This is a genomic window from Streptomyces spororaveus (assembly GCF_016755875.1).
GTDB lineage: Bacteria > Actinomycetota > Actinomycetes > Streptomycetales > Streptomycetaceae > Streptomyces > Streptomyces spororaveus.
Genome location: NZ_BNED01000005.1, coordinates 47861 through 61360 on the forward strand (window position 1 = coordinate 47861; position 13500 = coordinate 61360).

General features: G+C 72.4%; 13 protein-coding genes. 3 read left to right on the forward strand and 10 right to left on the reverse strand.

All coding sequences use genetic code 11. From position 1 onward, the window contains the following. Positions 1 to 122: 122 nt before the first annotated feature. A complete protein-coding gene (gene zwf, locus Sspor_RS02815) occupies positions 123 to 1565 on the forward strand; it encodes a glucose-6-phosphate dehydrogenase (protein ID WP_202197581.1) in 1443 nt (480 codons plus the stop codon). Between the two features lie 24 nt (positions 1566 to 1589). On the opposite strand, the gene Sspor_RS02820 is transcribed toward zwf, so the two are convergent. The 3 genes from Sspor_RS02820 to Sspor_RS02830 all read right to left on the reverse strand — a co-directional run bounded on the left by Sspor_RS02820 (position 1590) and on the right by Sspor_RS02830 (position 4177). Next, positions 1590 to 2687 carry a MerR family transcriptional regulator gene (locus tag Sspor_RS02820; RefSeq protein ID WP_202203445.1) on the reverse strand — a complete coding sequence of 366 codons (1098 nt, stop codon included), beginning with the start codon at positions 2685 to 2687 and terminating at the stop codon, positions 1590 to 1592. 94 nt (positions 2688 to 2781) lie between these two features. Further along, entirely contained in the window at positions 2782 to 3165 is a 384-nt protein-coding gene (locus tag Sspor_RS02825; protein WP_202197582.1) for a VOC family protein, read from the reverse strand. 109 nt (positions 3166 to 3274) lie between these two features. Next, the gene (locus Sspor_RS02830) at positions 3275 to 4177 is read right to left on the reverse strand and encodes a GNAT family N-acetyltransferase (RefSeq protein WP_202197583.1); all 903 of its coding nucleotides are present in this window, start codon (positions 4175 to 4177) and stop codon (positions 3275 to 3277) included. Between the two features lie 298 nt (positions 4178 to 4475). Between Sspor_RS02830 and Sspor_RS02835 the strand changes: the two genes are divergently transcribed. Then, positions 4476 to 5264, forward strand: coding sequence for an alpha/beta fold hydrolase (locus Sspor_RS02835; RefSeq protein ID WP_202197584.1), 789 nt, complete (start codon positions 4476 to 4478; stop codon positions 5262 to 5264). Positions 5265 to 5354: 90 nt separating this feature from the next. Here the strand turns inward: Sspor_RS02835 and Sspor_RS02840 are convergent, their stop codons facing one another. Both Sspor_RS02840 and Sspor_RS02845 read right to left on the reverse strand, forming a co-directional pair. Beyond that, positions 5355 to 5765: an SgcJ/EcaC family oxidoreductase gene (locus Sspor_RS02840; RefSeq protein WP_202197585.1), complete on the reverse strand. Its 411-nt coding sequence runs from the start codon at positions 5763 to 5765 to the stop codon at positions 5355 to 5357. Positions 5766 to 5837: 72 nt separating this feature from the next. Then, positions 5838 to 6428, reverse strand: a complete 591-nt coding sequence (locus Sspor_RS02845; RefSeq protein ID WP_202197586.1) for a TetR/AcrR family transcriptional regulator — start codon at positions 6426 to 6428, stop codon at positions 5838 to 5840. Between the two features lie 102 nt (positions 6429 to 6530). On the opposite strand from Sspor_RS02845, the gene Sspor_RS02850 reads away from it, so the two are divergent. Further along, complete coding sequence (locus Sspor_RS02850) at positions 6531 to 7514, forward strand: aldo/keto reductase (RefSeq protein WP_202197587.1); 984 nt, start codon at positions 6531 to 6533, stop codon at positions 7512 to 7514. Between the two features lie 78 nt (positions 7515 to 7592). Here Sspor_RS02850 and Sspor_RS02855 read toward each other — a convergent pair whose 3' ends face one another. From Sspor_RS02855 to Sspor_RS02875, 5 genes are all read right to left on the reverse strand, one after another. Continuing rightward, positions 7593 to 9011, reverse strand: a complete 1419-nt coding sequence (locus tag Sspor_RS02855) for an aminobutyraldehyde dehydrogenase (protein WP_266819380.1) — start codon at positions 9009 to 9011, stop codon at positions 7593 to 7595. Continuing rightward, complete coding sequence (locus Sspor_RS02860) at positions 9004 to 10320, reverse strand: flavin monoamine oxidase family protein (protein ID WP_202197588.1); 1317 nt, start codon at positions 10318 to 10320, stop codon at positions 9004 to 9006. Before Sspor_RS02860 ends, Sspor_RS02855 begins: the two co-directional genes overlap by 8 nt. A gap of 100 nt (positions 10321 to 10420) precedes the next feature. Continuing rightward, the gene (locus Sspor_RS02865) at positions 10421 to 11515 is read right to left on the reverse strand and encodes an ABC transporter ATP-binding protein (protein WP_202203447.1); all 1095 of its coding nucleotides are present in this window, start codon (positions 11513 to 11515) and stop codon (positions 10421 to 10423) included. Between the two features lie 65 nt (positions 11516 to 11580). After that, positions 11581 to 12525 carry an ABC transporter permease gene (locus tag Sspor_RS02870; protein ID WP_202197589.1) on the reverse strand — a complete coding sequence of 315 codons (945 nt, stop codon included), beginning with the start codon at positions 12523 to 12525 and terminating at the stop codon, positions 11581 to 11583. Beyond that, entirely contained in the window at positions 12522 to 13499 is a 978-nt protein-coding gene (locus Sspor_RS02875) for an ABC transporter permease (protein WP_202197590.1), read from the reverse strand. The genes Sspor_RS02870 and Sspor_RS02875 overlap by 4 nt, the downstream gene beginning before the upstream one ends. Between the last annotated feature and the right edge of the window lies 1 nt (position 13500).

Below are 13500 nucleotides of genomic sequence, written 5' to 3' on the forward strand. Positions count from 1 at the left end.
GTCAGCGAAACGGACGGGGCGTGCCATGACCCGGGTGGTGGAATCCCGGGTGCCGGATCCGTGGTGACCACGCACAGTGGGTGCTCAGGGCGATGCGACCGCCCGGAACGGAAGTGCGGCGCATGGCCTCAGCCCCCGAGTCGAGCCCGGCCGACCACGTCATCGTCCTCTTCGGCGCCACGGGAGACCTGGCCCGGCGCAAGCTGCTGCCGGGCCTGTTCCATCTCGCCAAGGCGGGGCTGATGCCGCGGCGCTACCGCATCGTCGGCTCCGCCCCGGCCGCCGAGGCCCTGAGCGACCAGGAGTTCCGCGCCCACGCGCGACAGGCCGTGACGGAGTTCGGCCGCTCGCGCCCCGAGGGCCCCGTATGGCAGGAGTTCGAATCCGCCCTGTCCTTCGGCTCGGCCGACGCGCAGGCTCCGGAGCCCCTGGTGGAAGCGGTACGCGCGGCCGAGCAGGCCGTCGGTGGCACTCCTCGTCGGCTGTTCCACCTCGCCGTCCCGCCCGTCGCGTTCACCTCGATGGTCGAGCTCCTCGGCGCCACGGGCCTGGCCCGGGACGCCCGCGTCATCGTCGAGAAGCCCTTCGGCACCGACCTCGCTTCCGCCCGCGCACTCAACGCGGCCGTCCACGCCGTGTTCGACGAGTCCCGGGTGTTCCGTATCGACCACTTCCTCGGCAAGGAGGCGGTGGACAACATCCTCGCCCTCCGCTTCGCGAACGGCCTTTTCGAACCCCTTTGGAACCGCGAGCACATCAGCCATGTGCAGATCGACGTGCCCGAGCAGATCGACATCCAGGGCCGTGCGCACTTCTTCGAGGGCACCGGAACCTTCCGCGACATGATCGTCACCCATCTCTTCCAGCTGCTCGGATTCGTCGCCATGGAACCGCCGGTCGTCCTCGACGCGCAGTCGCTCCGGGACGAGCAGGTGAAGGTCTTCCGCAGCATGCGGCCGCTGGATCCCGCGCACGTCGTCCGCGGACAGTACACGGGCTACCGCGCCGAGCCCGGGGTCGATGCCGCCTCGGACACGGAGACCTTCGCCGCCCTGCGCGTCGAGATCGACAACTGGCGCTGGGCCGGGGTCCCCTTCCTCCTGCGCTCGGGCAAGGCCCTGGCCGAGGGCCGGCACGTCGTCACCCTGGGTCTGCGCGAGCCGGTCCTCGGGATGTTCCCGCTGAACGCGCGTGCGGCGGTCGACGGCCGCGGCAACGAAGTCGTCATCGACTTCGCCGATCCCGGCTCCATCACCGCCCGGTTCCTCGTCAAGGAGCCGGGCCCCTCGATGCGGTTGGCCGAGGCCGATCTGGTCTTCGGCTACCAGAGCTCCTTCACCGCCGACAACTCCCTGGAGGGTTACGAGCACCTCCTCCTGGAGGCCATGCTCGGCGACCAGTCCTTCTTCACCCGGTCCGACGGCATCGAACGCCTGTGGGAGATCTCCGCCCCGCTCCTGGACGCACCTCCTCCCGTGGAGCCGTACGCCCCCGGGTCCTGGGGGCCCGACAGCATCGACGCGCTCGTCGCCCCGCACCGCTGGCACCTCCCCGACCGGCACTGACGCGGGACTCGGCTGCGGGGTGGCTCAGGCGACGAGAAGGCGCAGGCCGAGGTCTGCCGCGTCGAGGGCGGCGAGGCCGCCGTTGCGCTCGGCCCACCGGCCCGAGTCGAGGTCGTCGCCGAGGCTCCGTACCGCCCGCTGTTCGGCCTCGGGGCCGACCCTCGTCCACACCGACATCGCACGGCGCACGTGGTCCTCCAGGTACGCCCCCGGGCGGCGCCAGTACGCCTCGAACAGGCCGTCGGCGCAGTCCCACGGGACGGGTACCGGCTCGGTGCGGGCTCCGATCGCGTCGGCCATCGCGGCAAGGGAGGGAAACTCCCCGAGGACGTCGGCGAATTCGGGCAGGTAGTCGCGGGTGAGCCAGAACCGGTCCTGCCATCCGGGCTCGTCGGTGTCGAAGGTGAGCACCACGACGCGGCGGGCCACTCGGCGCATCTCGCGCAGCCCTGCTGCCGGGTCCCCCCAGTGGTGAACGGTGGAGACGGCCATCGCGACGTCGAAGGACCGGTCCTCGAACGGCAGGTTCTCCGCGGCGGCGGCCACGCACGGCGCGGCCCCGGCAGGCCGCTGCCCCCGCATGACCGCCGACGGCTCCACCGCGGTCACCTCGCGATCGGAGGGCTCGTAGGAGCCGGTGCCGGCCCCGACGTTCAGCACGGTCCGCGCGTCCCCGAGCGCGGCCCAGATCTGCGCGGCGATCCGTGGGTCGGTACGCCGTGTCGCGGGGTAGGCGCCGCCGATCGCGTCGTACAGCCGGGCGCCGAGCATTCCCAGTTGCTCCTCCGGTGTCACCTTCAGCCCTCTCGCCCGTGCCGCGATTTCCCTGTCGATGGCCGCCACCATGGCGTCGGCGCGCTCACGCCGCTCCAGGAGCAGGCCGCGCAGCCGGCGCAGCCGGGCGACCGCGTCGGTGGGCGGATCGCCGACCAGTTCCGCGACCTCCCGCAGCCCGAAGCCGAGCCGGCGGTAGGCCAGCACCTCCCGGAGCCGCTCCACGTCGCCCGCCGAGTAGGCCCGGTAGCCGGCCGGGGTCCGCGCCGAGGGCCGGACGAGTCCGATGTCGTCGTAGTGATGCAGCGTGCGGACGCTCACCTCGGCCAGCTCGGCCACGCGTCCCACGGTCCAGTGATCTTCCACGGCTCCGACTATGCGGCCTCACGCCGCGTGAGGGTCAAGAGCCGGCGGCCCGGGGCGGGCCGTCCCACGCGCACGGTCAGAGGGGCGGGAGCCTTCTGCGCAGGAGGCAGAATTCGTTGCCTTCCGGGTCGGTGAGGACGTGCCAGGTCTCGGTGCCGGTCTGGCCGACGTCGGCGGGCCGGGCGCCGAGGGCCAGGAGCCGCGCCAGCTCGGCGTCCTGGTCGCGGTCGGTGGGATTGACGTCGATGTGCAGGCGGAGCTTCCCGGTCCGCGGGCCGCCGCCGGCACTGAGGACGAGGGTGGGCTGCGGGCCGCCGAAACCGGCGTCGGGCGGCCCGATCTCGATGCTTACGTCGGCCTCCCGGCCGATTTCGACGGAGCCGAGGACCTCGCTCCAGAAAGCGGCGAGGCGGTCGGGGTCGGCGGCGTCGACGACCAGCTCACTGATGCGGCATGCCATGGCCGTCAGTGTACGGAGCGGCCCCAGGGCAGGCGGTCGGCCGCGCGCCGGGTCCTCGCCCCGCGACCCGAACGGGGTCGGCGCGGGGCGAGGACCGGGGCCGCCTCGCCTACGCGGCCGGGGCCGCGGCGGGGTGGAAGTTGACGCGCTCGCGCACCACGGGGAATCCGGCCTTGGCGAAGTTCGCGGCCATGGGGAAGTTGCCCCGGTCCGTGGCTCCGGTGACGGCCTCGGCGCCGTGCTCCACCAGGAAGTGGGTGCACTCGGCGAGCAGGTCGTACGCGTAGCCGCGGCCGCGGTGTTCCGGCAGGACGCCGATGAAGCCGATGGTCGGCCCGGAGGGGTTGTGCGCCGGGATGTGGATGCCGGCCAGATCGCCCTCAGGTGTACGGGCGACCTGCCACCACTCCCTCGGGGAAGGGCACCAGTGGAAGAAGTCGAGCTCCTCCTGGGCGGCCTGGTCGAGTCCGCCCTCCGCTATGGCCTTCAGCGCGTGGGCGTCCAGGGTGGCCGAGTGGATGCGGCGCAGGGCGTCGAAGAAGACCGCGTCGTCGGGTTCGGCGCCGAAGACGAGGCGGCCGGGCCGTTCGGGGAGCCCGCGCTCCGGGGTCCAGCGGTAGAGGAAGCGTTCCACCAGCAGCTCGTAGCCGGCCGCCCTGGCGGCGGCGAAGCGCGCCTCGGTGGCGGCGGTCAGGTCGGGGTGGTCCCGCCAGTCGCCGGGGAGGTTGATTTCGAGCTCGACCTGCCAGGGTGCGGAGCGCAGGAGTTCGGCTCCCGCCTCCTCTTCGCCCTCGGCGACGTCGAACCAGTTAACGTTGACGGGTTCCTTGTCGTCGGCGCCGCCCCACCAGGCGCCGCGGGCGACGACCGTGCCGTCGCGCAGGGCCACCCGCTTCCAGTCGGGGCGGTGTGTGGTGCGCTCGTGGGCGGCGCGGGCGTTCAGCGGGTCCGGGTGTGCGTCGAACAGGTGGGCGTCGCTCTCGTCGAGCGCGCGGATGACCAGATCGGTCATGGAATCCTCCGGGACGGTTACTGCGTGGAGCGCTCCCGGTCTCGGATCAGACGAACCACACCGGGCTGACGGGGAGGGAGCGCTGGATGATGGTGAACTGCACGGCACTCGCCTCCTTTTGATCGTCTGGTGGGACGTGATCCGATACCGGACGATACTTGATCACCGACGGGGTCGTCCATGGAATTACGGTCCCGGCCCACGTTGCCGGCGGGGTGAGCGCACGAGTCCGGTCGCGCGGCCGCCCGGGGCACCAATGGGGTGGTCCTGACCCGTGTTGACCTGCGACTATCTGCGGATGCTCATTCTTGCCGACGATCTCGGCCACCTTTCCTACACCGTCACCGGCGAGGGCTCACCCGTCGTGCTCGTGCATGCCGGAGTCGCCGACCACACCATGTGGGACGCGGTCGTGCCCGCCCTCGCGGAGCGGCACACCGTCATCCGGTACGACCTGCGCGGCTTCGGCGAGTCCGCGCCTCCGGCCGGGCCGTTCCGGGAGACCGATGACCTGGGCCGGCTCCTGGACCACCTCGGTCACGAAAGCGTCCGGCTCATCGGCGCGTCCTGGGGCGGCCGGGTGGCCGTCGACTTCACTCTCGCCCACCCCGGCCGGGTGCGGTCCCTGACCCTGCTCGCCCCGCCGTGGCCCGGCTACGACTGGTCGGCGGACATGGTCGCGTACGACGAGGCCGAGACGGCCGCCCTGGCCGCGGGTGACCTGGACACCGCGGTCGGCGTGAACCTGGACATGTGGCTGCGCGGGCCCGGCCGCGGCTGGGAGGACGTGGCCCCGGGGCTGGCCGAGCAACTCCGGGCCCCGGTACGGACGTCGCTGGTGAACCAGGACACCGTCGGGGAGCACTCCCTGGGCGGCGCGGCAGCGGACATCGCCGCGATCGCGGTTCCCACGCTCGTCGGGATCGGCCTGCTCGACGTCGCCGACTTCCAGGACATCGCCCGCCGGTACGCCACCGGGATCCCCGGCGCCACCCTGGTCGAGTTCCCCGCCGCGGCCCACCTCATCGCGCTGGACGCGCCGGCCGAACTCGGCGCGGTCCTGCGGACGTTCCTCGCCCGCTCCTGATCGGGTCCGCCGGAGGTCCGGCAGCCGGCGGGGGGTTCGCACCCGGTCACCGCCGCTGCCGGACCTGCACCGCCGTCATCTGCGTGTGCTTCAGGCCGGGTCGGCCGCCACCGGGGTGTTCTGGCAGGCCGTCAGCAGCCAGCGGCCGTCCGGCTCGCGCGTCATCACGTAGAGCGGTGCGCCCTCGGTGTCGCCGTCCGGCGAGCGGTAGAGCTGGCGTACCTTCACCGCCGCGACATCCGGACGCAGGAACTGGGCGTGGACCACCTCGTAGGTGACCTCCCCGTCCCAGTCGGCCGTCGGCAGCACCGTCCGCGTGAACTCCGCTATCGCCTCGAACCCGATGAGGACCTTCCCGTGGCCGGTGGTCCACAGGGCCTGCGGATGGAAGAGCGCCAGGAACCCCTCGGCGTCCTTGGCCCGTTGCGTACGTTCCACTGTGGCGACGACCTGCGCGATCGCTTCGAGGGAGGCGGTCGTGGTTGCTTGTTCGGTGTTCATGGACGCGATCATCAACCCTCAACCGCGCTTGAGGTCAAGGGCATTCCGGGACACAGGCGCCCCCGGGCGCCCTCAGGTCCTGTCGGCCGGGGGCGGTGCGGTGATCCGGCGGACGGATTCCACGACCGCCGCGCGGTGCTCGGCGAGCCGCTCGGCGGCCCAGTCGGTGCCTGCCGCGCCGGCGGCCGGGCCGCCGACCGCCCCGAACCAGGCCTGCGACAGGCCCATGACCAGGGTCAGCACATCGGCCGCGGGCACCGCGGCGTCGATCCGGCCCGCTTCCTGCGCCCGCCGGACCGCCGCGATCTTGCCGTCGTAGGACGAGGACTCCGCGTCCGTGGACCCCGGGCGCTCCAGTTGCTTCCACAGCACGAGGCGCATCAGCGCCGGCCGCTCGACGAGGTGGTCGAAGACCGCCCCCGCATAGCCGGGCAGGTCGTCGACGTCGAACGGGACGGACTCGGAGCCGGTCTCGAGGGCGCGCTGGAGCACGGCGTCGAAGAGCTGTTCCTTGTTGCCGTAGTAGACGTAGATGAGCCGCTTGTTCGCCTGCGCCGTCTCGGCGATGCGGTCGACGCGCGCGCCCGCGATGCCGTACGTCGCGAACTCGGTGAAGGCCGCGTCGAGCAGGCGCGCCTTGGTCGCGTTGGAATCCCGTGCCATGGACCGCAGCCTAGCAAGTAACTATCCAGTTATTGACAAACGGAGCCGACGCGTCGCAGACTCTATCTATCCGGTTAGTTACTTTCCTGTGAGGAGCACACCATGGAGATCCGCGCACTGGGCGGCCAGGGGCTGAAGGTCGGCGCCGAGGGCCTCGGCCTGATGGGCATGAGCGCGCACTACGGCGCCACCGACGAGACCGAGTCCCTCGCCACCATCGACCGAGCCCTGGAGCTGGGCGTCACCCTCCTCGACACCGCCGAGGGCTACGGCCCCTTCCGCAACGAGCAGCTCCTCGGAAAGGCCCTGTCCGGCCGTCGCGAAGCGGCCGTGGTCGCCACGAAGACCGGCGTCGAGTTCACCGACGAAGGCGCCTTCGTCGGCCACAACGCGAGCCCCGAGTACATCCGCCGCTCGGCCGACCGCTCCCTGCGCCACCTGGGCACGGACCACATCGACCTCTACTACCTGCACCGCGTCGACCCGAACGTGCCGATCGAGGAGAGCATGGGCGCCCTGGCCGAGCTGGTCGAGGCCGGCAAGGTCCGCCACATCGGACTGTGCGAGGTCTCCCCCACCACGATCGCCCGCGCCCACGCCGTGCACCCGCTGGCCGCCGTACAGACCGAGTACAGCCTCTTCGAACGCGGTATCGAACACGACGGCGTCCTCGACACCCTCCGTGAACTCGGCATCGGTCTCGTCGCCTACTCCCCCCTCGGCCGCGGCTTCCTCTCCGGGGCCATCACCAGCCCGGACGACTTCGCCGCCGACGACTTCCGCCGCACCGACCCCCGCTTCCAGGGCGAGAACTTCGACCGCAACCTGGCCGTCGTGGACCAGGTGCGCCGGCTCGCCGCCGACAAGGGCGTCACCCCCTCGCAGCTCGCCCTCGCCTGGACCCTCCACCAGGGCGCCGTCCCCATCCCGGGCACGAAGCGACGCCGTTACCTGGAGGAGAACGTCGCCGCCACCGCCGTGACGATCACGCCCGCGGACCTGGCCGCCATCGACGCCGTGGCGCCGCACGGCGTGGCCTCGGGCGACCGCTACGCACCGGAACTGATGGCCTCCCTGAACGGCTGATCTTGTCAGGGTGCGGGCACGGGGCCGGGGGCACCGAGGGCACGGAGGGCCAGGCGGGCACGGAGGGGCTCGACGCGGTCACAGCATGACGTGCTTGACCTGCGTGTAGTCCAGGAGGCCCGCCATCGACAGGTCACTGCCGTAGCCCGAGTGCTTGACCCCGCCGTGGGGCATCTCGGAGACGGTGGTGCCGTGGGTGTTCACCCAGACGATCCCGGTGTGCAGGGCCCGGGTCGCGCGCATCGCACGGTCGTGGTCCGTCGTCCACACGCTGGCCGCGAGCCCGTGGCGGACGTCGTTGGCCAGGTACAGGGCCTCCGCCTCGTCGGCGAAGGACTGCACGGTCACGACGGGTCCGAAGATCTCCTCCTGCACGATCTCGTCGTCCTGGCTCACGCCCGCCACGACGGTCGGCTCGTGGAAGAAGCCGGGCCGCGGGAGCCGTGCGCCGCCGGTGACGATCTCGGCGCGCCGGGGCAGCCGGTCGAGCAGGGACCGTACCGAGGCCAGCTGGGCCGCGTTGTTCAGCGGGCCGAAGTCGGCGTCCGCCTCGTCCGGGGCGCCGGTGCGCAGTTTGCCCGCCTCGGCCGCGAAGGCCGCGAGGAACGCGTCGTGCACCCGGTGGTGGACCAGCAGCCGGGTGGGCGCGGTGCAGTCCTGGCCCGCGTTGTAGTAGGCGACCGCGGCGAGGGCCGCGGCGGTCGCCTGCACGTCCACGTCGTCGTGGACGAGCACCGGGGCGTTGCCGCCGAGTTCCAGGTGGACCCGTTTGAGGTCGGCGGCCGCGGCGGCGGCGATCTCCCGGCCGGCGCGCACGCTGCCGGTGACCGCGACGAGCGCGACGTCGGGGTGGGCGGTGAGCGCGCGGCCGGTGTCCCGGTCGCCGCAGACCACGTTGACCACGCCCGGCGGCAGGTGCTCGGCCGCGACGCGGGCCAGCAGCGCGGTGGACGAGGGGGTGGTGTCCGCGGGCTTGAGCACGGCCGTGTTCCCGGCGGCGACGGCCGGGGCGATCTTCCACACCGCCATCATCAGCGGGTAGTTCCACGGGGTGATCTGGGCGCAGACCCCGACCGGTTCGCGCCGCAGTACGGAGGTGCGGCCTTCGGTGTACTCGGCCGCGGCGAGGCCGGGCAGGTTCCGCGCGGCTCCGGCGAAGAAGCGGAGGGTGTCGACGATCGCGGGCAGCTCCTCGGCCCTGAACTGGCGGGGCGGCTTGCCGGTGTCACCGGTCTCGGCGGCCACGAAGGCCTCGGCGTGCTCCTCGACGGCGTCGGCGATGCCGAGCAGGGCGCGCTGGCGTACGGCCGGTGTCGTCGTGGACCAGTGGGCGTACGCGGCAGCGGCGGCCGCGCAGGCGGCGTCCGTGTCGGCCCGGCCGGAGAGCGGGGCGTGACCGCGCACCCGGCCGGTGGCGGGGTCGACCAGCTCCATCGTCTCGCCCGAGGCGGCGGGCCGGTCCACGCCCGCCAGGTGGTTGAGCACGGGGTCAGCCACGGCGCAGCGCCTCCTCGGCGGCGTCGCGTCCGGTGCGTACGGCGCCTTCCATGTAGCCGGCCACCCACTGGTCCGATCCGCAGACGTAGAAGGGTGGTTCGTGGGTGCCGTGGAGGGGGCCGACGGCCATGACGTCGCCGGGGGTCCACTGGGTGACGTACCCCTGGGTCCACGGGTCGGTGCCCCACGTCCGGACGTACGTGGCGAGCGGCCGGTACGCCTCGTCGCCGTAGAGGCGGGCGATGTCGGCGAGGAGTTCGCGCGTGCGCAGCGGGGCGGGTGCGCCGAGCAGGACGCCGAGCCTCTCGGGCGGTACGAGGGCGGAGAGGATGCCCTCGTTCTGTGGCCAGGTGCTGCCGAGGACCCCTTCGCATTCGGAGAGGCCGTTGCGACCGAGGTCGCGCCAGAAGGGCCGGTCGTAGGCGGCGACGAACTTGGCGGCGAGGGCCTGGCGCTGGCGGTGCAGGGAGGCGAGTCTTCCGTCGGACACGCCGGTGACGCTGACCTGGCGGAGCGGGCCGACGGGCAGGGCGCTGACGAGGGCGCCGGCGGTGAGGGTCTCGCCGCCGGCCAGCCGTACGGAGCAGTGTCCGGGCCGGCGGACCGTGACGGCTTCGACGGGCGCTCCGGTACGGATGCGTCCGCCGAGGGCGGCGGCCATGCGCAGGGCGACCGTGGCGGAGCCCTCGGCGACCCGCAGGCCCTCCCAGGCCTCGTAGTCGTAGGCGTCGGGGCCGGGGACGGCGGCGTGCTTGCGCAGGGCGGCGAGCAGGGACGTACGCTCGTACGAACCGTCGGCGAGGGCGAGTTGGCCGATCTCCCAGAGGCGGACGACGGCCGGGGTGGCGCCATGGGCGCGCAGCCAGTCCCCGACGGAGGAACGGTCGAGGTCCGTGGCGTCGGGGTGGGACCAGGGGTCTCCCGGGTCGACGGACCGGGCGAGTGCGCAGAAGGCGGCGGTGACCTTCTGGTGGCAGGCGTCGTCGCCGGGGCCGAACCAGTGGGGCGGATCGCCCTCCCCGACCCCTTCGGGCGTGGCGCGGGTCAGGGCGCCGGGCTCGGCGACGTAGCTGGGGACCAGGGTGAGGCCGAGTTCCGCGACGAGGGTCAGGTAGGCGGTGTGGGCGCGGCCGACGACCTCTCCGCCGAGCTGGACCAGCCGGCCGTCGGGGAGTTCGGTCTGTTCGACGCGTCCGCCGACCCGGTCCCGGGCCTCGACGACGAGGACGTCGGCTCCGCCGGCGGCGAGGTCGCGTGCCGCGGCGAGACCGGCCAGGCCGGCGCCGAGCACGATGACGTCGTGGTTCATGGGGTGTTCCTTCGGTCGGGCGAGGTCGGGGCGGGACCGGGTCGCGGCGGGTCGGGTCGGGTCGGGTCGGGCGGAGCCGTGGCGGAGCCGGGGCGCGGCTTCAGTCCAGGACGAGGCAGTGTTCGGGCTTCCAGCCGATCTCGACGCGCTCGCCGCCGCTCCAGCGGTCCTCCATGCGCGAGCGGACGGTGTTCTGCTCCAGCACGGACACCGTGACGCCGGGGGCCAGTTCGATGAGGTAGGTCGTCGTCGGGCCGCAATAGACGGTCTCGCGGACGACCCCGGCGGCGCGGGCCATGTCCGGCTCCAGGTCGGACAGCCAGATCTTCTCGGGGCGGATCGACAGGTTGACCCTGCTGCCCTCGGGGACGGACGGCCTCGGGCCGACGGGCAGTTCGGGGCCGTCGTCGAGGACGACCCGGCCGGAGCGGTAGGTGCCGGGGACGAGGTTGGAGGTGCCCATGAAGGAGGCGGTGAAGCTGCTCGTGGGGCGCTCGTACACGTCCTCGGGTGTTCCGCACTGCTCGACGCGGCCCTCGTTCATGACGGCGAGGCGGTCCGACATGGTCAGTGCCTCGTCCTGGTCGTGGGTGACGAAGACGAAGGTGATGCCGACCTCGCGCTGGATCTGCTTGAGCTCGACCTGCATGCGGCGGCGCAGTTTGAGGTCGAGTGCGGCCAGCGGTTCGTCGAGGAGCAGGACTTGCGGCCGGTTGACGAGGGCGCGGGCGAGGGCGACGCGCTGTTTCTGGCCACCGGAGAGGGTGGGCGGCTTGCGGCCCGCCAGGTGGCCGAGCTGGACGAGGTCGAGCATGTCGGAGACCCGTTCGCGGATCTCGGCGCGGCCGACGCCCTTGCGCTTGAGGCCGAAGGCCACGTTGTCGGCGAGCGAGAGGTGGTCGAAGAGGGCGTAGCTCTGGAAGACGGTGTTGACGTCGCGCTTGTTGGGCGGCAGGCCGGTGACATCCTGGCCGTCGAGGAGGACGCTGCCCGTGGTGGGGTCGGAGAACCCGCCGATCATGCGCAGGAGGCTGGTCTTGCCGCAGCCGGAGGGGCCGAGGAGGGAGAAGAACTCGCCTGCCGCGATGTCGAGTGCGACGTCGCGTACGGCGTAGGCGTCACCCGCGGCGGGGTACTGCTTGCTGACGTGGTCGAGCCGGACGGCGGGGGTCGGGTGGATGGGCGTCGGGGTCATGGGGGTCCGGGTCTCGGGGGTCCGGGTCGGGTGGGTCGGGTGCTCGGGTGTCGTGGGCATGGGTGTCACTTCCCGGAGAGCAGGTCGAGGCCGCCTCGGCGCCCGAACAGGCGCGGGATGGCGAGTGCGAGGACGATGAGGCCGATGGAGCCGGCCAGCATCAGGGTGCCGACGGCGTTGATGGTGGGCTGCACGCCGAACCGGATCGCCGAGTAGATGCGCACGGACAGGGGTTGCGGGTCCACGCCGGTGGTGAAGTAGGCGAGGACGAAGTCGTCGAAGACGAGGGCGAAGATCAGCACCGCGGACGCGAGGATGCTGGGCAGCAGCGCGGGGAGGGTCACCAGGCGCAGTGCCTGCCCGCGGGTGGCGCCGAGGTCCATGGCGGCCTCTTCGACCTCCGGGTTCAGGGCGGCGATGCGGGAGCGGAGGATGACCGTCACGTAGGAGATGGAGAAGGTGATCTCGGCGAGCATCACGGTGGTGGTGGAGAGGGTGATGCCGAGGCCCTTGAAGAGGAGCATCGCCGCGACGCCCGTGACGATCTCCGGGGTGATCAGCGGGACGAGCATGATCAGGCCGGCGAAGGAGCCGAGGCGGCTGCGGCTGCGTACGAGGCCCAGGGCCAGGGCCACGCCGAGGACGAGCGAGCCGGCCATGGCGACGAGGGACACCCGCAGGCTCATGCCGAGCGAGTCGAGGAGTACGTCGTCGTGGAGGAGGGCCGTGTACCAGCGCATGCTGACGCCGTCGAGGACGGTGAGGGACTTCTGGGCGTTGAAGGAGAACAGGACGACGACGCCGACGGGGAGGTAGAGGAGCAGGAAGAAGAGGGCGGTGACCGCGATGGCGAAGCGGGGGCGGCGCTCGGCCCCGCGCCGGCGGCGCCGCTGCGTGCGCGGCCCCTGCCGGGGGCTCCCGTCCTTCCGCCCGCTCGGGGCCTCCTGCGGGCTCGGGGCCTGCTGCGGGCTCGGGGCCCGCGGCGTGCTCGGACGCGGCTGTGTGCTCATCGGGCGGCCTCCGCCTCGTCCTTGCGGGTGCGTCGCAGATAGCCGAGCATCCCGAGGAACAGGACCGCCATCAGCAGCATGGTGAGGGCCGAGCCGAGGGGCCAGTTCTGCCCCTGGAAGAACTTGTCCTGGATCAGGTTGCCGATCATGATCTGGTCGGGGCCTCCCATGAGCTGGGCGCTGACGAAGTCGCCCATGGCGGGCAGGAAGACGAGGACGCAGCCGGCGGCCGCTCCCTGCCGGGTGGCGGGGACGGTGACGAAGAGGAAGGTGCGCAGGGGGCCGCCGTAGAGGTCGCGGCCGGCCTCGATGAGCGAGGTGTCCATGCGCTCCATCGCCGCGTACAGCGGGATGATCATGAAGACGACGAAGCCGTAGACGAGTCCGGCGATCACTCCCACGCCGGTCTGGAGGATCTTGGTGCTGTCGTCGGCGAGGCCGATCGCGCGCAGGGCCCGCAGCAGCGGGCCGTCGTCGGAGAGGACGACGGACCAGCCGTACATCCTGACCAGGTAGTTCGCGAAGAACGGGACGACGATCGCGGCGATCAGCAGGTTCTTGAAGCGGCCGCCGCGCAGGGCGATGGCGTAGGCGACCGGGTAGGCGATGGCGAGGCTGATGAGGCAGGTGATCAGCGCGTAGCCGAGGGAGCGCAGCAGGACGGTGCTGTAGGCGGGGTCGGCCAGTGCGGTGAGGTTGGCGAAGTTGAGTCCGAAGCGCGGGTTGCCGAGGGGGTCGGTGGTGCCGAGCGCCAGGGTGGCCACGAGGAGGAGGGAGGCGACGAGGAAGCCGGTCATCCAGAGGGTGCCGGGGAGCAGGAGCCAGGTCCACAGGCGTGGCTGCCTCGTCCGGGTGCGGGTGCGGGTGCGCGGAGGGGCTCCGGGCCCGGTCCGGTCCCCGGGTGGTGCCTTCGGCGCGGCCGGGTCCCGGGGCGTCCGGACCGCGGTCCCGGTGCGGTCGCTGCGTGTCGCCATG

Coding starts and splice junctions, on each gene's coding strand:
- zwf (WP_202197581.1), top strand. CDS start 123: ATGGCCTCAGCCCCCGAGTCGAGCCCGGCCGACCACGTCATCGTCCTC.
- Sspor_RS02825 (WP_202197582.1), bottom strand. CDS start 3,165: ATGGCATGCCGCATCAGTGAGCTGGTCGTCGACGCCGCCGACCCCGAC.
- Sspor_RS02830 (WP_202197583.1), bottom strand. CDS start 4,177: ATGACCGATCTGGTCATCCGCGCGCTCGACGAGAGCGACGCCCACCTG.
- Sspor_RS02835 (WP_202197584.1), top strand. CDS start 4,476: ATGCTCATTCTTGCCGACGATCTCGGCCACCTTTCCTACACCGTCACC.
- Sspor_RS02840 (WP_202197585.1), bottom strand. CDS start 5,765: ATGAACACCGAACAAGCAACCACGACCGCCTCCCTCGAAGCGATCGCG.
- Sspor_RS02845 (WP_202197586.1), bottom strand. CDS start 6,428: ATGGCACGGGATTCCAACGCGACCAAGGCGCGCCTGCTCGACGCGGCC.
- Sspor_RS02850 (WP_202197587.1), top strand. CDS start 6,531: ATGGAGATCCGCGCACTGGGCGGCCAGGGGCTGAAGGTCGGCGCCGAG.
- Sspor_RS02860 (WP_202197588.1), bottom strand. CDS start 10,320: ATGAACCACGACGTCATCGTGCTCGGCGCCGGCCTGGCCGGTCTCGCC.
- Sspor_RS02865 (WP_202203447.1), bottom strand. CDS start 11,515: ATGACCCCGACGCCCATCCACCCGACCCCCGCCGTCCGGCTCGACCAC.
- Sspor_RS02870 (WP_202197589.1), bottom strand. CDS start 12,525: ATGAGCACACAGCCGCGTCCGAGCACGCCGCGGGCCCCGAGCCCGCAG.
- Sspor_RS02875 (WP_202197590.1), bottom strand. CDS start 13,499: ATGGCGACACGCAGCGACCGCACCGGGACCGCGGTCCGGACGCCCCGG.